Source organism: Flavobacterium flavipigmentatum, from assembly GCF_020911905.1.
GTDB lineage: Bacteria > Bacteroidota > Bacteroidia > Flavobacteriales > Flavobacteriaceae > Flavobacterium > Flavobacterium flavipigmentatum.
Genome location: NZ_CP087133.1, coordinates 2,785,046 through 2,803,181, shown reverse-complemented (window position 1 = coordinate 2,803,181; position 18,136 = coordinate 2,785,046). Strand labels below are relative to the sequence as shown.

At 34.0% G+C, this 18,136-nt stretch carries 17 protein-coding genes; 12 read left to right on the top strand and 5 right to left on the bottom strand.

What is annotated here, in order from left to right; translation table 11 throughout:
• Positions 1-23: 23 nt before the first annotated feature.
• The 5 genes from LNP22_RS12200 (at position 24) to rlmH (ending at position 3,800) form a co-directional block, all read left to right on the top strand.
• The gene (locus LNP22_RS12200) at positions 24-905 is read left to right on the top strand and encodes a pirin family protein (protein ID WP_229973692.1); all 882 of its coding nucleotides are present in this window, start codon (positions 24-26) and stop codon (positions 903-905) included.
• 3 nt (positions 906-908) lie between these two features.
• Entirely contained in the window at positions 909-1,304 is a 396-nt protein-coding gene (locus LNP22_RS12195; RefSeq protein WP_229973691.1) for an OsmC family protein, read from the top strand.
• Between the two features lie 6 nt (positions 1,305-1,310).
• Positions 1,311-1,595: a GNAT family N-acetyltransferase gene (locus LNP22_RS12190; protein ID WP_229973690.1), complete on the top strand. Its 285-nt coding sequence runs from the start codon at positions 1,311-1,313 to the stop codon at positions 1,593-1,595.
• Between the two features lie 207 nt (positions 1,596-1,802).
• Positions 1,803-3,218: an adenosine deaminase gene (locus tag LNP22_RS12185; RefSeq protein ID WP_229973689.1), complete on the top strand. Its 1,416-nt coding sequence runs from the start codon at positions 1,803-1,805 to the stop codon at positions 3,216-3,218.
• Positions 3,219-3,326: 108 nt separating this feature from the next.
• A complete protein-coding gene (rlmH, locus tag LNP22_RS12180) occupies positions 3,327-3,800 on the top strand; it encodes a 23S rRNA (pseudouridine(1915)-N(3))-methyltransferase RlmH (RefSeq protein WP_210665944.1) in 474 nt (157 codons plus the stop codon).
• Positions 3,801-3,844: 44 nt separating this feature from the next.
• On the opposite strand, the gene LNP22_RS12175 is transcribed toward rlmH, so the two are convergent.
• Together LNP22_RS12175 and folP are read right to left on the bottom strand one after the other, a co-directional pair.
• Positions 3,845-4,495 carry a hypothetical protein gene (locus tag LNP22_RS12175; protein WP_229973688.1) on the bottom strand — a complete coding sequence of 217 codons (651 nt, stop codon included), beginning with the start codon at positions 4,493-4,495 and terminating at the stop codon, positions 3,845-3,847.
• Between the two features lie 148 nt (positions 4,496-4,643).
• A complete protein-coding gene (folP, locus tag LNP22_RS12170) occupies positions 4,644-5,468 on the bottom strand; it encodes a dihydropteroate synthase (RefSeq protein ID WP_229973687.1) in 825 nt (274 codons plus the stop codon).
• Positions 5,469-5,619: 151 nt separating this feature from the next.
• On the opposite strand from folP, the gene LNP22_RS12165 reads away from it, so the two are divergent.
• From LNP22_RS12165 to LNP22_RS12140, 6 genes are all read left to right on the top strand, one after another.
• Positions 5,620-6,159, top strand: coding sequence for a DUF1599 domain-containing protein (locus LNP22_RS12165; RefSeq protein WP_229973686.1), 540 nt, complete (start codon positions 5,620-5,622; stop codon positions 6,157-6,159).
• 59 nt (positions 6,160-6,218) lie between these two features.
• Entirely contained in the window at positions 6,219-7,340 is a 1,122-nt protein-coding gene (locus tag LNP22_RS12160; protein ID WP_229973685.1) for a BT_3928 family protein, read from the top strand.
• Positions 7,341-7,490: 150 nt separating this feature from the next.
• Entirely contained in the window at positions 7,491-8,159 is a 669-nt protein-coding gene (locus LNP22_RS12155) for a lipase family protein (RefSeq protein WP_229973684.1), read from the top strand.
• 328 nt (positions 8,160-8,487) lie between these two features.
• A complete protein-coding gene (locus LNP22_RS12150) occupies positions 8,488-8,982 on the top strand; it encodes a TlpA family protein disulfide reductase (RefSeq protein ID WP_229973683.1) in 495 nt (164 codons plus the stop codon).
• Between the two features lie 56 nt (positions 8,983-9,038).
• Positions 9,039-9,791 carry a triose-phosphate isomerase gene (gene tpiA / locus LNP22_RS12145; protein ID WP_229973682.1) on the top strand — a complete coding sequence of 251 codons (753 nt, stop codon included), beginning with the start codon at positions 9,039-9,041 and terminating at the stop codon, positions 9,789-9,791.
• Between the two features lie 229 nt (positions 9,792-10,020).
• Positions 10,021-11,337, top strand: a complete 1,317-nt coding sequence (locus LNP22_RS12140; RefSeq protein ID WP_229973681.1) for a serine hydrolase domain-containing protein — start codon at positions 10,021-10,023, stop codon at positions 11,335-11,337.
• Positions 11,338-11,445: 108 nt separating this feature from the next.
• Here the strand turns inward: LNP22_RS12140 and LNP22_RS12135 are convergent, their stop codons facing one another.
• Genes LNP22_RS12135 through hutH form a run of 3 tightly spaced genes read right to left on the bottom strand, consistent with a single transcriptional unit; the run spans position 11,446 to position 15,027 of the window.
• Entirely contained in the window at positions 11,446-12,786 is a 1,341-nt protein-coding gene (locus tag LNP22_RS12135) for an inorganic phosphate transporter (RefSeq protein WP_229973680.1), read from the bottom strand.
• A gap of 33 nt (positions 12,787-12,819) precedes the next feature.
• The gene (locus LNP22_RS12130) at positions 12,820-13,464 is read right to left on the bottom strand and encodes a DUF47 domain-containing protein (RefSeq protein WP_210665955.1); all 645 of its coding nucleotides are present in this window, start codon (positions 13,462-13,464) and stop codon (positions 12,820-12,822) included.
• 48 nt (positions 13,465-13,512) lie between these two features.
• Positions 13,513-15,027, bottom strand: a complete 1,515-nt coding sequence (gene hutH / locus LNP22_RS12125) for a histidine ammonia-lyase (protein WP_229973679.1) — start codon at positions 15,025-15,027, stop codon at positions 13,513-13,515.
• A 647-nt stretch (positions 15,028-15,674) separates the two neighbouring features.
• On the opposite strand from hutH, the gene thrA reads away from it, so the two are divergent.
• Positions 15,675-18,122: a bifunctional aspartate kinase/homoserine dehydrogenase I gene (gene thrA / locus LNP22_RS12120; protein WP_229973678.1), complete on the top strand. Its 2,448-nt coding sequence runs from the start codon at positions 15,675-15,677 to the stop codon at positions 18,120-18,122.
• Positions 18,123-18,136: the final 14 nt, after the last annotated feature.

Here is an 18,136-nt window from a genome sequence, read left to right as displayed (position 1 = left end):
TTGTCTCAATAAAAACCAAAACCATGTCAAATATCAGTTTAATTATCGAAGAACGTTCTGCCAATATTGGCAATTTTATGGTTGGCAGACTATTGCCTTTTCGCGAGAAAAGAGCGGTTGGACCATTTGTTTTTATCGACCACATGGGGCCTGCACACCTCAATGAATATCAGAACATGGATGTGCCTCCTCATCCACATATTGGCCTTTCTACACTAACTTTTTTGTTTGAAGGAAGTATCATGCACCGCGATAGTTTAGGAACAGAACTTGAGATAAAACCAGGCGCCGTAAACTGGATGACAGCAGGAAAAGGAATCGTACATTCTGAGAGAACGCCCGAATACCTGAGACATTCTGACAAAATGCTTCATGGCTTGCAAATTTGGGTCGCATTGCCGAAAGCATTAGAACAAATGGAACCTAATTTTGCACATATCGAAGCAGACGAAATACCAAGTTGGGAAGCCGATGGCGTCTCATATAAACTTATTGCGGGAGAAGCTTTTGGCAAAAAATCGCCCGTTCCTGTCTACAGTCCTTTGTATTTTATCGAAATTAAAAGTACAACTGCGCAAAAAATCAATATTGGAGACCATTTATTTGGAGAAAGTGGCCTGTACATACTCGAAGGAAGCATCAAAAGTGGCGATCATGTTTACGATCCAAAACAAATTCTAATTACCAACGACAGTACTTTATGTGAGTTTGAATTGGCAGAAAACACAACCGTTTACATCTTTGGAGGAACGCCTTTTCCTGAAGAACATTTTATCTTTTGGAATTTTGTTTCTTCGGATAAAAATCTAATCGAAAAAGCAAAAAAAGACTGGACTGAACAAACTTTTCCGAAAGTACCAGGCGAAACCGAATTTGTGCCTTTACCTGAACCAAAAATCAAATAATTTATGCAAACGATATCTGCAACAATCGATACACGTCTGTATCGCACCGAAATAAAATCTTCCAGCGATAATGTTATAATTGCCGATGAACCTCAAGAAATGGGTGGCAAAAATTTAGGATTTAGCCCTTCCGAACTTTTGGCTGCCTCACTGGCGTCCTGCACGCTAATTACGCTGCGAATGTACATCAATCGCAAGCAATGGGAAGTTTCTGAAATCAATATAAAAATTGATTTTGAGAAAGATGCCGAGCAAAATGTGGCACTATTTACACGAAAAATAGAAGTTATAGGCGAAATAGACGAAATACAAAAACAACGTTTGGAAACCATTGCCAACAGTTGCCCCATTCATAAAACATTAACACATTCAATCGAAATTAAAACCACTTTAATATAATTTATCATGACAATAGAACAAACAAACGACGGAAGAAAAGGCTATTTTGAAGCTCTAGAAGAAGGGAAACAAGCCGGAAAAATGACCTATACATGGGCAGGAGATACCAAATTTATCATTGATCACACCGAAGTAAATGAAGCGTTTAACGGAAAAGGTGTTGGTAAAAAAATGGTTATGGCTGCCGTAGAATATGCTCGAGAAAACAATGTAAAAATTCTGCCGCTTTGTCCTTTTGCAAAAAGTGTTTTTGATAAGACACCAGAGATTCATGATGTACTTTTTTCTTAAGGTTCTAAGTTTTTTTTACCGCAAAGCACACAAAGAATTACGCAAGGTTCGCAAAGTTTTAGAGGTAAAGCTTTGCGAACTTTACGTTTGTATTAAGTCTGCAGATAAAAAATCTTGCGTTCTTTGCGTTAAAAAAAATATCACGAAAATCAAATTTTTTAATCTCCTCCAAAAGTCATATATTTGCATGTAATTTAAACTTAGAGTATGTCAAGGATAATTACACTTTTCTGTTTTTTTATAGCACAAATCGGCTTTTCTCAATCGGCTGAAAATTATTTAGAAAAAATCAGAAATAACGAAGCTCTATTAACAGCTTTCTTTCAACAAATGCCAAAAGGTGGCGATTTACACCATCATTTTTCGGGATCAGTTTATGCAGAACCTCTTTTGGAAAGAGCTATTGCAGAAGATTTTTATCTGAATTTAGAAACGATGGCAGCTTCTAAAATAAAACCTGCTGTTGGCAATTGGCAAACTTTCTCTTATCTTAAAAACGAAGGCAAACTGCATTTTTACGAGCAACAAGTCATGCAAACCTGGTCTGCTAAAGATTATAATGGTTCTGTGCCTTCTGATGATTTATTTTTTGATTCCTTTATTAAATTTGAAACCACTATTGCCGGTCATTTTGCAGAAGGTTTGGTTGAATTAAAAAAACGAGCGCTTACAGAAAATGTCAGTTATATCGAAACACAATTGTCTACGATTCCGTGCGACATGAAAATGGATGATTTGAGTGATTTTAATGTAAAACTTCGCCAAGCTGCAACTCAAAAAGACGAGAAAGCCGTGCTACAACTTTTAGACGAATTGTATCAATCAATTCAGAAAAAAGAGGCCAAAAAATATGCTGAGGATTTCAATAACAATTTCATCGCAAAACTACACAACGATTTAAAAATTGATGATGACCGTTTTACAATGCGCTATCAAAATTTTGTACTGCGTTTCATGAATCCGATTGATTTGTTCAAAAACCTGACTATTGCATTTATTTCGGCAAACAGCAGCAAATTGGTGGCGGGAGTTAACATTGTTTCTCCAGAACATGGTGATACTTCTATGAAGGATTACTGGCTGCACATGATGATGTTTAAATATTGCCATACTAAATTTCCAGCTGTAAAATATACCCTTCACGCTGGTGAACTCACTTTAGGATTGGTACAACCAGAAGATTTAACCTGGCATATAAACGATGCTATTTATGTAGCAGGTGCCAACAGAATCGGGCACGGAGTAGACATTGCATACGAAGCAAACTCGTATAATTTGTTGCGCTACATGGCAAAAAATACGATTCCGATAGAGATTAATTTGGCCAGTAACGAATTTATTTTAAAAGTAAAAGAAGGCCGTCATCCATTTACACTTTACAAAGAATTTAACGTACCCATCGTAATTAGTACAGACGATGCAGGAATTTTACGTACCAACATGACCGAACAATATGTTTTACTGGCCAAAAGATATCCTGATGTTTCGTATGCCACCATCAAACAATATGTTTATAACAGTATCAACTACAGTTTTATTCAAGATGAAGCTGTAAAAAAACAATTACTTAAGGATTTGGTTGCAAGATTCAAAACTTTTGAAAATCAATTTTCGAAGAATTAAATATTTTTTATGCCAAAGATTAAAGGAGTAAAAAGGATTATTTTTTAATTCGCTTTCTATTAATCTGTGAAAATCTTCTTAATCTGTGGCAAGAAATAAAACTAAACAATGAACATCAAACTTATCGCCATTGGCAAAACCGACAATAAATCGTTACAGACTTTGATTGACGATTATACCAAACGTTTGTCGTTTTACATCAAATTTGATTTAGAGATCATTCCGGATATCAAAAACGTAAAAAACTTATCTGAAAGCCAACAAAAGGAAAAAGAAGGCGAATTGATTCTCTCAAAACTAACGCCAACCGATCAGTTGATCCTTTTGGATGAAAACGGAAAAAACTTCTCGAGCGTTGGTTTTTCTGAAGAATTGCAAAAAAAGATGAACTCCGGAATTAAAACTTTAGTCTTTGTAATTGGCGGTCCTTACGGATTTTCAGAAACGGTTTACAGCAAATCGCAAGGTAAAATTTCGCTTTCGCTAATGACGTTTTCACACCAAATGGTGCGCTTGTTTTTTATCGAGCAATTGTATCGAGGATTTACTATTTTAAGGAACGAACCGTATCACCACCAATAACGTTTAATCGTTGATTTGTTGATTTTAGTTAATCCTAAAATTATTTAGTAGATATACTCTTTTTCGTCATTTATAAAAACGAAAGGAATCTTTTTATCAACTATCGTTTTTACCAATATTTTACATTGAATATAATCTCCATAAAGCATCTTTTTATCGTATGAAAATATAATTTCAGCTTTTGGATTTATTACTAAGCTATACAGAAAAGGTTTCAAATTATTTTTAGGAAAATCATACGTTTTTCTACCTCTATATTCTATCATTCCATTTTTTCTGAAATACAATTGGCTGCTGTTTTTACTGACATTTTCCATTTTATAATACACTTTCGTGAAAGGTAAAAAGGCTAAATTTTTTCCGATAGAATCGGCGTAAGAGTAATAATTCTCAGCTTTCTCATTTTTATGAGCGCTGTCTCCGCGCTTTTTTTCCTGCAACTTCATTACTTCGGGAATTACCAATTTTAAAGGCAGACGTTTGTCGATATTAAAAATCCAATTGGTCGAAATAATACTATTTTTTCGGTTTACATCGGCGATTGTGTCTTTTCCTTCGGTTTTAAAAAAGATGTAAATAGGCGAATGATCTTCTACCTCTTTTACAATTGTTACGTTTGATTTTGGTAATAATACATCTTCCTTTTTTCCGCAACTAAAAAGAATTAAAGTAATAATTAAAGTAATATATTTCATAATTATTTATTTTTTAAAAACACAAAGTATGTCATTACGACGAAGGAGAAATTTCATCAAGAAACTCGGTAAAAAAAGCCAATCTTTGTCGATTCTGCAACGAAGATTTCTCCTTCGTCGAAATGACAAATTGAAATGTTTATTTATTTTATAAACTAATCTTACTAAACAAAGTAACACATTCTACCGCTTCTTTTACATCGTGAACACGTAAAATTTTTGCCCCTTTTGTCAATGCAACGGTATTCAAAACTGTTGTTCCGTTTAAGGCTTCTTGCGCAGTCGTTTGCAATGTTTTATAAATCATCGATTTTCTCGAAACACCCGCTAAAACAGGCAATTCTAGTATATTAAAAAGTTCCATTTTTTGCAAAACTTCATAATTTTGATCAGTCGTTTTGGCAAAACCAAAACCAGGATCAAGAATCAAATCGTTGATTCCTAAACTTCTTGCTTTTTTTACTTTTTCAGAAAAATAGAACAACATTTCTTTTACAATATCATCGTATTGCGTCAAACTCTGCATCGTCTGCGGATTACCGCGCATGTGCATCATGATATACGGAACGTTGTACTTTGCAATCACGTCAAACATTTTATCGTCTAACTCTCCGGCGGCAATATCGTTGATCATTGCTGCTCCGCTTTCTAAACTCACTTTTGCCACTTCGGCTCTAAAAGTATCAATAGACAATAATGCCTTTGGAAAATGCTTTAAAATAAGTTCAATCGCAGGAACAATTCTCTTAATCTCTTCTTCTTCCGAAACAAATTCGGCACTTGGTTTGCTCGAATACGCGCCAATATCAATAAACGTAGCGCCATCAGACAACATTTTATCTACTTGCGATATAATTTCCTCCTCATTTTTATATTTTCCTCCATCAAAAAAAGAATTTGGCGTAACATTTAAAATCCCCATTACTTTAGGAATCGACAAATCAATCAGTTGGGCTTTGCAGTTAATCAGCATTTTTATTGTTTTTGTTTCAGGTTTCAAGTTTCAAGTTATTGGCATTAACACTTTGTTTAGAAAAAACTTGAAACAAAGAAAACCTTAAACTTGAAACTCTTAAAAAATTATCCTTATTTTTGAAGAAATTTTAGCAAATATACAGCAATAAATGAAGAATACTTCCCTTGAATATGATAATGTAATTACGGTTTGCCGCACTTTATTTGTCAACAAAATGAAAGATTACGGCAGCGCCTGGCGTATCTTGAGATTGCCTTCTCTAACCGATCAAATATTCATAAAAGCACAAAGAATCAGAAGTTTACAGGAAAACGAAATTCGCAAAGTAGATGAAGACGAACAAGGAGAATTTATCGGAATCATCAATTATTCGATCATGGCTTTAATTCAATTAGAATTAGGTGTTGTTGATCAACCTGATCTAGATGTAGAAAAAGCAACTGAATTGTACGATGCTAAAATTAAATTGACCAAAGAATTAATGGAAGCCAAAAATCACGATTATGGCGAGGCCTGGCGTGATATGCGTGTAAGTTCTTTAACCGATTTGATTCTCCAAAAGCTCCTTCGCGTCAAGCAAATTGAAGACAATAAAGGCAAAACTTTGGTCTCAGAAGGCATAGATGCTAATTATCAGGATATGATCAATTATGCTGTTTTTGCCCTAATTTTAAATCCTATTAAATAAATATTAAGCTGCGAATTACATTATTTAAGTGTTGTGATTTGTCGCAAAAAAATTAAAATATGAAAAACATCCTTACTCAGTTTTCCCGATTATTTGTCGGAGTATTATTTATCATTTCAGGATTGATTAAACTTAATGATCCTGTTGGATTCTCTTATAAACTAGCAGAATATTTTAGCGAACCCGTTTTTAACATGCCGTTCTTAGAGCCGTTGGCATTGGCATTGGCGATCATTTTGGTTATTCTCGAAGTGGTTTTGGGCGTAATGTTGCTGGTAGGATATAAGTCAAAAATAACGATTGGAAGTTTACTGATTTTAATTGTCTTTTTTACCTTCCTTACCTTCTACTCCGCCTATTTTGATGTTGTAAAAGACTGTGGCTGCTTTGGCGACGCTTTGCACCTTACACCATGGCAGTCGTTTACAAAAGATATCGTTTTACTTTTCTTTATTTTGATTTTATTCTTCAATCAAAAATTAATAAAACCTCTATTTACAGGTCAAAAAAACAATTTTGTAGTGTACGTGAGCGTTGCTTTATGCGTCTTTATGGCCGTTTGGGTATTGAACCACAATCCGATAAAAGATTTTCGACCTTATAAAGTGGGAACCAATATCGAGAAGGGGATGGAAATTCCTGAAGGAGCGCCAAAATCTGTGGTTGAAATGATTTTTATCTATAAAGTAAACGGCGTTGATAAAGAATTTAGCGAAAAAGATTTGATGAACATTCCGGAAGGAGCCACTTTTGTTGACCGAAAAGACAAAGTAATCACAGAAGGTTATGTGCCGCCAATTCACGATTTCACCATGACAAAAGACGATTCTGATTATAAAGAAGAGCTGCTAAAAGAACCAAAATTATTGATTTTTGTTACCTACGATTTAAAATTGTCTGCACAATCTGGAATGCAGAAATTAGAAAAACTGAATCAGGAAGCAAAAGCAAAAGGTTACAAGGTAATTGCCATGACGGCTTCTGGAGCTGATGAAATTGCAAAAGCAAAAAAACAATTTGGCTTAAATGTAGATTTTTATTTCTGTGATGCCACGACCTTAAAAACGATCGAAAGAGCCAATCCGAGTATTGTGGTTTTGCATAACGGAACTATAATTCAAAAAGTACATTACAATGATATTGCTGATTTAAAATTATCAGACGTTGCTTATAATCTTTAAAAAACGATAATTTATAAATACAGAGGGCGCCAATATTCTATATTAGATTATTGGCGTTTTTTTTTCTAAAGATGGTATAAAAATAAGAAAGTTTAGCCTGAACTATTTTTCTTATATTTGTTGAAAATATTTCGAAAAAAAAGCCTTTTAATGAAACGATTTCAAAGATTCTTCTTTACTTTTTTATGTATTACACTAAGTTTTTTCACAGGCTTTAGCCAAGAAAAGACACCAAAACAAGATCAACATTATATATTCTTTTTGCACAATAAATTTATTGAAGAAAATGATTTAAGTGTTGCGCATCCTGAATATGGAAAAGCGGAATACAATGAAATTTTGGCCTCATACAGAAAAGATGGTTTTATTGTTTTTAGCGAAATCAGAAGCAAAAATACCAATGCAGCTGAATATGCTGAAAAGATTGCCAAACAAATTAAAAAATTAATTAAAAAAGGCGTAACTGCTAATAAAATTACTGTGATCGGAACTTCAAAAGGGGGTTATATCGCACAATATGTATCGACTTATCTCGCAAATCCAGATGTAAATTTTGTTTTTATTGGATGTTTTAGAGACACTGATATAGCAGAAATTCAGAATATTAATTTCTGTGGAAACATATTAACTATTTATGAAAAATCAGATATATATGGTGTTTCGGCTGTTAACCGAAAAGAAACGTCTACACTTACAATAAATCATTTTAAAGAAATCGAATTGAATACGAATCTTAAACATGGCTTTTTATACAAAGCTATGGACGAATGGATTATTCCTTCTAAAAAATGGGCAAATGGCAATTATGATTTGAATTAAAAAATATGAGTAAAAGCCTTCAAAAAAGTCTTCAGTACATTCTAAATTCAGAATAAGTATTAAAGGCTTTTTTATGTATATCTGACGTTTTTTGACTTCTTAAATTTCTTTTTAAATAAAAAAACATTATTTTTTTTACTCCCTTCTTAAAAGCTATTGCTCAAAATTCATTAAAATTTGAGATTTCTACAACCAACTATTACGATTTCAGAACCTTTTTTCTAACCAAAATTTTAAGATTTGTGATAAAATAAAGGAGTGTTCAAATTTTGTTAATCTCCATTTGGCATTCAAATTGTTTGATTAACTTTGTTTAAAACAAATTAAAATGAAACAAATAGCACTACTACTTTTTGCCGTTATAACTTTTTCTTGCTCACAAGCTCAAAAAACAAATTTTTCTAAAGAGGCTTTGTCTCAAAAATTATTAGCTACAGATGACAGCCAGGTTACTTTCAAAAACATCTTAAAAAAATACAAAGGAAAAACTTTGGTGATCGAAGTTTGGGCTTCCTGGTGTGGCGATTGTGTAAAAGCAATGCCTAAAGTAAAAGAACTTCAAGCAAGCCATCCTGAAGCTTCCTATTTATTTCTTTCAGCTGATAAAACGGCGGATAAATGGAAAATCGGAATTGAAAAACACGAATTAAAAGGCGATCATTTTATGATGAATGACGGTATGAAAGGTGTTTTTGGAAAAGCCATTGATCTTGATTGGATTCCGCGATACATTATCGTAGATAAAACAGGTAAAATTGTTTTGTACCGCGCTATCGAAACTGATTTTGATAAAATCAACGAAACTTTATCGAGCCTGAAATAAATTTGAAATTCAATTTCAAGAAAACAAACAAAAATTAAAAAATAAAAACTACCAAAATGAGGAAAAAAATTGTTGCAGGAAACTGGAAAATGCACAAAAACGCTGGTCAAACAGAAGAATTATTAACTGAATTAATTACTAAAATACCAGCTCAAACTACTGCTCAGGTAATTGTTGCACCAACATTTGTAAACTTAGCTGCTGCTGTGGCAAAAGTAAAAAACACAACTATTGGAGTTGCAGCACAAAACGTTCATCAGGCAGAAGGTGGTGCATTTACAGGAGAAATTTCTGCAGACATGCTTAAAAGCGTTGGTGTCAATACTGTGATTTTAGGCCACTCTGAGCGCAGAGCTATTTTTCACGAAAGTGATGCCTTAATTGCATCTAAAGTTGATACTGCTTTGAAACATGAAATGACTGTAATTTTTTGTTTTGGAGAAGAATTGAAAGATCGTCAATCAGGAAATCATTTTAATATTGTTGAAAATCAATTGCGTGATGGTGTTTTTCATATTGCAAAAGAATCGTGGGCCAATATCGTACTGGCATACGAGCCTGTTTGGGCAATTGGAACAGGAGAAACAGCTTCACCGGAACAAGCGCAGGAAATGCACGAATTTATTAGAGAAACCGTTCGTAAAGCTTTTGGAGCCGATATTGCTGACGAAGTTTCTATTTTGTACGGTGGTTCTGTAAAACCGGATAATGCCAAAGAGATCTTCTCTAAACCAGACGTAGACGGCGGTCTAATTGGAGGAGCTGCCCTAAAAGCAGATGACTTTGTAGCAATCGTTACTGCGATCTAAATTTTAGATTTATATAAAATTGAAAAGCGATACTTAACGGTGTCGCTTTTTTTTTATGCTTTTAGTATATGAATGACTCTCATAACTCGTAATTAGTTTTTTTAAAAGCGATGCATTCAAAAAAATAAAATTATTACTTCAATAAAAATTAACACTATTATCTTTATTGTTTATCTCTCTATTTAGTATATTTTTATACTACAAAAAATCAATTTAAAAACGATACTTCATGAAAAAATTACTTTTTTCTTCGCTGTTCTTCCTTATTATTAGTAACGGATTTGCTCAAAATTTCAACTCAAAACGACTTGACAGCCTTTTTCAGCTATTAGATAAAAATAACAAATACATGGGAAGTATCGCAGTTTCTGAAAATGGCAAAATAATTTATTCGAATGCTATTGGATATGATGACATCGCGACCTCAAAAAAATCAGATGCGCAAACAAAATACCGAATTGGTTCTATTTCCAAAATGTTTACCGCCTCTTTGATTTTTAAAGCGATTGAAGAGAAAAAATTAAATTTGAACCAAACAATCGACAAGTACTTTCCGACAGTAAAAAATTCGAACAAAATTACCATTTCTAACTTACTCAATCATCGCAGTGGTATTTATAATTTTACTAGTGATAAAAATTACGCAGAATGGCAAACACAGTATCAGTCTAAGGAGAAAATGATTGAAAGAATTAGTTCGGGAGAAATTGTTTTTGAACCAGATACAAAAGGAGAATATAGTAATTCTAACTATGTTTTACTCACATTTATTATTGAAGCTGTTTACAAAAAATCGTATTCTGAAATTTTAAATCAAAAAATCATCAAACATCTACAACTAAAAAACACGTATTACGGAGGAAAAATCAATTTAGATACTAAAGAGTGTAACTCGTATACTTTTTCGGGAGAATGGAAAAAAAGCACAGAAACAGACCTATCAATCCCACAAGGCGCTGGAGCACTTGTGTCTAATCCTACTGATTTGACTATTTTTATTAAAAATCTTTTTGCTGGAAAAATAATTTCATTAGAAAATGTAACTTTAATGAAAACCATAAAAGACAAATACGGAATGGGAATGTTTGAATATCCTTATTTTGAAAGAAAAAGTTACGGACACAGCGGAGGAATTGATGGTTTTAGATCTTTATTGAGTTATTTCGAAAAAGAAAAACTTGCGGTAGCACTTACTTCAAACGGACTGAATTATGATCTAAATAATATTGTTTTATGTGCTTTGAGTTCTTATTTCAACAAACCTTTTGAAATGCCTAATTTTGAGAAAGTAACATTAAAAACCGAAATATTAGATCAATATTTAGGCACTTATGCTAGTTTAGAAATTCCGCTAAAAATAACCATTACTAAAAAGGAAGCTTCCTTGATGGCGCAAGCAACAGGTCAATCTGCATTTCCTCTGGAAGCAAATAGCACAACAGTTTTTAAGTTTGATCAGGCTGGGGTTGTGTTAGAATTTAAGGCCAGTGAAAAACAAATGACTTTAAATCAAGGGGGAAAAGAATTTTTATTTACAAAAGAATAAAAGCAATATAAAAGTATAAAAAAAAGCTAGTTTCAAATTCAGAAACTAGCTTTTTTTTTATGTTCTAAAAATGCGATTTTATCTTTCACATTTTACAAAAATCATTATTTACATAAATATACTTAAAATAAAATAAACCAATCCAGCCAAAATTGCCGAAATAGGAATAGTCAATATCCAAGCCCAGATCAAACTAACGGTAACTCCCCAACGAACTGCGGAGACACGTTTTGTTAATCCAACTCCAATAATAGAACCTGTAATTGTGTGGGTTGTACTTACTGGAATTTTTAAATGCTCAGTAAAATATAATGTTAAAGCTCCAGCTGTTTCTGCGGCAACACCTTCAAAAGAAGTTACTTTTGTGATCTTAGAACCCATTGTTTTTACAATTTTCCAACCACCACTTAAAGTTCCTGCTGCAATTGCAGAATAACACGCTAACGGAATCCAACCCGGCATTACACCTTTTATACCCATATCATCATTTGGCAGTACAACGTCTAACCATGAAGCCATGTGAACTCCCGGATTTGTATTGATATAAACTGCAACAGCCGCTGCTATAATACCCATTACTTTTTGAGAATCATTTCCTCCGTGACCTAAACTAAAAGCCGCAGAAGATAATAATTGCATTTTCTTTAGCGCAGCATCAGCCTGATGTAGATTTAAACTACTAAAGATCAAACAAAAACCACTTACTGTTAAGATAATAAAGGCCACTAAAAGCCATTTGATATTATGCGGATCGAAAGCTACGCTCCAAAAATGCGAATCAAATCGAGGTTTTCCATGCGCAACAATCTCTTCATAAGGAACCATCAAGCGACTAACAACCCATACAGTAGCGATCATTAAAACAACTGTGAATATTTTAGGGCCAATAACTTTACGAGAAGCATTTAACAACCAGATTGAAATTAGGTATGATGCTAATGCTCCCAATAATGGTGCTAAAACAATAAAGGCAATAATGATAAGAACTCCCGAAGGCATTGCACCATCTTTACCTGCTTTGTACCAACTTACGATTTCGTACCAATAATGTGTAGTTCCATCTTCGCCTGCATAACCAGAAAAACCGTGTACTGCTATTGCGTGAGCCACAGCTGCTCCGGCAAAACCACCGATCAGAGTGTGTGATGAACTAGAAGGAATTCCTAACCACCATGTCAATAAATTCCAGCAAATAGCCGCAATAACACCCGCTAAAATCACTACCAAATTAATCTCCATGGTATGTGCGGTTTTTGCTACTGTATCTGCAACACCAAATCCGAAAACCCAATAAGCTAAAAAGTTAAAAAAAGCTGCCCAAAGTACGGCCTGAAAAGGCGTTAGAACCTTTGTTGCAACAACTGTAGCTATAGCATTTGCCGCATCATGAAAACCATTGATGTAATCAAAAATTAAAGCTAATACTATAATAATTATAAGTAGCGTCATAAAATTATAACTTCAGAATGAAATAAATTGAATTTAAGAATGTTTTACCGAAATAGATTCTAGTATGTTTGCAACACTTTTACATTTGTCTGTTGCAGATTCTAAAACAGATAACACTTCTTTATATTTAATAATATTTTTAGCGTCTGTTTCGTTTTCAAAAATTTCAAAAACTGCTTTGTTATAAACGTTATCCGATTTGTTTTCAAGTTTATTAATTCTGGCACATGCCTCCTTAATAACATTCATGTTTTTTAAGTTGCTCAACTCTTTTACGGCACTGTCAATATTTTGACACGCCTCAAGGTTGATTTCGGTCATCTTTCTGATTGATTTTGTAATTTTATCAACCTGATATAATCTCATTCTGCTGGCTGCACCATGCAAATAATCAGCCACGTTATCAATAGATGTTATTAATGTGTGAATGTCTTCTCTATCGAATGGAGTTATAAAGTTTCTACTCAACTCTAAATTAGTCTGACGTGTAATGTCTTCTCCTCTTTGTTCTAACTCATCTATTTTCTGAAAAAGAACTTCTCTTTCTTTCAAAGGAAGGTTTACAGCTTCGTGTAAATTAGAAGCCAATTCGATCAAATTGCTTGAAGCCTCTTCAAAAAGTGGAAAGAATTTTTTGTCTTTCGGCACTAAAAATTGGAAAATACTGTTTATTGACATTTTTATATTTTTGATACCGCAAAATTACTTCAATATTAATTTGCAATGTTAAGCCATTGTTAACAAATCGTTTTCTATTTGGAAACTATCCAGGAATACAACGGTCTTTTCGATATCGTAATGCAAGATCCTGTCTTCTTTTACCAAAGGCACAATCTCTCTGTAACTACTGAGAAACATCTCGATAAAATCACTTGATTTCAGGGGTGCTCTATACGCAATTGCCTGCGAAGCATTCATTAATTCGATCGCCAAAATACGCTCTAAATTATCCATAACACGAAGTGCTTTTGTGGCTCCATTTGCGCCCATACTTACATGATCTTCTTGCCCATTGCTCGAAACAATACTGTCTACACTAGACGGAGTTGCCAATTGTTTGTTCTGACTTGCAATACTTGCAGCAGTGTATTGCGGAATCATAAAGCCGGAATTCAAACCAGGATTATCTACCAAAAAAGCAGGAAGATTGCGCAATCCCGAAATCAATTGATAGGTTCTTCTCTCTGAAATACTGCCTAATTCGGCCAAAGCAATTGCTATAAAATCTAAGGCTAAAGCCAAAGGTTGACCGTGAAAATTACCTCCCGAAATAATCTCATCGGCTTCTATAAATATATTGGGATTATCGGTAACCGAATTGATTTCGGTTTTGAATACTTTTCTAACATAATCCATCGCATCTTTTGAAGCTCCATGAACTTGAGGCATACAACGGAAAGAATACGGATCCTGAACATGTTTTTTCTCTTGTGCAATAATTTCGCTTCCTTCCAAAAACTCATTGATGCGCTGTGCAGTCAAAATTTGTCCTTTATGAGGGCGCACAAAATGAATCAATTCGTTAAAAGGTTCACTTCTTCCATCAAAAGCTTCTAGCGAAATAGTTCCGATTAAATCTGCTAAATACGAATATTTGTAGGCTTTCATCAAAATATGAGCTCCGTAAGCACTCATAAATTGCGTTCCGTTTAGCAATGCCAAACCTTCTTTAGATTGCAAAACGATCGGCTGCCAGCCAAAATGTTTCAAAACTTCGCTGGCATGTACTTTTTTGCCTTCAAAAAACACTTCGCCTTCTCCTAATAAAGGTAACGACAAATGTGCCAAAGGTGCCAAATCTCCCGAAGCTCCCAAAGAACCTTGTGTATAGATAATAGGTAAAACATCATTATTATAAAAATCAACCAAACGGTTCAAAGTCTGCAATTGTACTCCCGAATGACCATAGCTTAGCGACTGTATTTTAAGCAATAACATTAGTTTTACGATTTCTAATGGCACTTCTTCGCCTGTTCCGCAAGCATGCGATTTTACAAGATTTTCCTGAAGCTGTGATAAGTTTTCGTTCGAAATTTTTACATTACAAAGCGATCCAAAACCAGTATTGATTCCATAAATAGGCTCCGAATGTGTGGCCATTTTTTTATCTAAATAATCACGGCATTTTTGAACATTTATTTTGGCTTCGTCAGACAATTCAATCATTTTTTGATGTACAATTATTTCTTGCAAAACTTCTAATGTCAATAATTCTGAACTTATATAATGGATTTCTTTCATCTTATCTGTATTTTGAGAGCTCAAAATTCAACAAATCAATATTAAAAAGCAACCTTTATTCCTAATAATTAAAATTTTAACCTTTTATAAATTATCTTTTTATTCCGTAAACAAACGTAACTCAGCAATAAACCATATGTTTACTTTTTTTACCTGCGCTGTCTCTTTAAATTTCAAAAAAATCATTTACAAAAACATATTCTACTTAACATATAGGACAAAGTAGGTATTTTTTTATTCCTTTTTTATAAAATAAATCTTTGAAATTCAGTTTATAGCATCAAAAAAATAAGTAAAATTATACGAATACGGTAACCTTAAAGATTTAATTTTAGTAAATACGTAATATTAAATTGGTACTTTTTGAATTATTGAAATATTCGCAAAAAGAAAATAAAGGTTTTTCTCTTTTATAAAAAACTGTACTTTTGAAAACAAGAAATGAAAAGTAACAGCTACAAATATCTATCTACAATGACAACTCAAAACAGAGTTGCAATTGCTGCTACAACATCTACTACAACTACTACTACCCCTTAGGGGTATACATTTTTACATATAATCCTTGGTTATCTATACTTTTTTCTCGAAAGAAGAGAGTCGTTGGATACATAAAAACATTTGCTTTAAAAGAAAAAAATATCAAAATGAAAGTATTAAAATTTGGCGGAACTTCGGTAGCCAATGCACAAAATATAAAACTCGTTCTAGAAATTATTAATCAAAATTCAAAAGAAGGAAGACTAGCAGTAGTCGTTTCGGCATTAAGCAAAGTAACCGATTTACTGCAACTGGCAGCAGCAAAAGCAGCCGCTAACGATGAAAGTTTTAGAGAAATCGTTGCCGAAATTGAGAAAAAACACCTGGATGCGCTAAAAGAATTAATTCCGGTAAGCGAGCAAAGCAGCTTGTTAAGTCATATAAAACGAATTATCAATCACCTAGAAACTTTGCTGGATGGCTGTTTTTTATTAGGCGAATTGTCTCCGCGAACTGCCGATACTATTTTGAGTTTTGGAGAGCTGCTTTCGTCTTATATCATTGCGCAAGCGTATCATCAAATTAATAAAAACTCTGTTTACAAAGACAGCCGCGAAATCATTAAAACAAATGGTAACTTTGGTAAAGCGGTAGTAAATTTTGAAATTTCAAATCAATTGATTCAAAAATACTTTGCTCAAAACGAATCTCAAATCAATATTTTACCAGGCTTTATCGCCTTGACTCTTGACGGCATCACAACTACTTTAGGTCGCGGAGGTTCAGATTACACCGCGGCAATTCTTGCCGGAGCGCTTGATGCTGAACAACTCGAAATCTGGACTGACGTCAACGGAATGTTTACTGCTAACCCAAAAATCGTAAAACAAGCCCAGCCAATTGCTACTATTTCGTATCAGGAAGCGATGGAGTTGTCGCATTTTGGAGCCAAAGTTCTGTACCCGCCAACAATTCAGCCGGTTTTGCGCAAAAATATTCCAATTTTAATTAAAAATACTTTTGATCCTCAGGCAGAGGGTACTTTAATTACCAATCAGGCACCTGCAAATGGCACAGCCGTGAGAGGTATCAGTCATATTGATAACATTTCGCTTTTAACACTAGAAGGCCCAGGAATGATTGGAGTTTCAGGTTCTTCAAAACGATTGTTCGAAGTCTTGTCACACGAAAAAATCAATGTTATTTTTATCACTCAGGCTTCTTCAGAGCATTCTATTTGTATCGGAATTCTAAATTCGGATGCTGATAATGCCGAAATTGCCATCAATAAAGCTTTTGAAATTGAGATTTTACAAAACAAAATCGATCCGTGTATTGTAGAAAAAAACCTTTGTATTATTGCTTTGGTCGGTGAAAATATGAAAAATCATCAAGGTCTAAGCGGAAGAATGTTTAGTACTTTAGGAAAAAACAATGTCAATATTCGCGCTATTGCACAAGGTGCTTCTGAAAGAAATATCTCTGCAGTAATTAACGAAAGAGACGTAAAAAAAGCATTGAATACACTACATGAAAACTTCTTTGAAGAAAACACCAAACAACTCAATTTGTTTGTGATGGGTGTTGGAAACGTTGGAGAAAAATTCATCGAGCAAATTCACAATCAAAGAAAATTTTTAAAAGATAATTTAAAGATAAACGTTCGCGTAATTGCGTTGTCAAATTCTAGAAAAATGCTTTTTGACGAAGACGGAATTTCTCTAAAAGAATGGCAAGCGGCTTTAGAGAATGGCGAAATTGCCCAAAAAGAAGCATTTATCGCCCGTGCGAAAGAACTCAATTTACGCAACAGTATTTTTGTAGATATTACAGCCAATGCAAGCGTTTCTGAAACCTACGAGCAGTTCTTAAAACAAAGTATTGCCGTGGTAACCTGCAATAAAATCGCGTGTTCATCGGCTTACGAAAATTATAAAAAACTAAAGAGTTTATCGCGTCAGTACAACGCTCCATTTTTGTTTGAAACCAATGTGGGTGCGGGATTACCGATTATCGATACGGTAAAAAACTTAATTGCTTCTGGTGATAAAGTACATAAAATACAGGCTGTTTTGTCTGGAAGTTTGAACTTTATCTTTAATAATTTTGATAAAAATAACTCGTTTCACGATGTGGTAAAAGAAGCGGGTGTACAAGGTTTTACCGAGCCTGATCCGAAAATTGACCTCAGCGGAATTGACGTAGCACGCAAAATACTGATTCTCATTCGCGAAAGCGGTTACGAAATGGATATTGACGCCATTGACAACGAATCATTCCTGCCAGCCGAATGTTTAGCAACGACTAATAACGAAGACTTTTTTACCTCTTTAATCAAACATGCTCCTCATTTTGAGAAAATCTATGAAGAAGCACTCAGTAAAGATTCGAGATTGAAATATGTAGCGCAATTCGAAAACGGAAAAGCAAGCGTTGGCCTGCAATTTATTCCCAAAGATCATCCTTTTTATAATTTAGAGGGAAAAGACAATATCGTCCTCTTTTATACCGATCGCTACGTAGATCAGCCATTATTGATAAAAGGAGCCGGAGCTGGTGCTGCCGTAACGGCTTCTGGTATTTTTGCAGATGTAATTCGTATTGGGAATAATTAAAGGTGCTAAGCTAC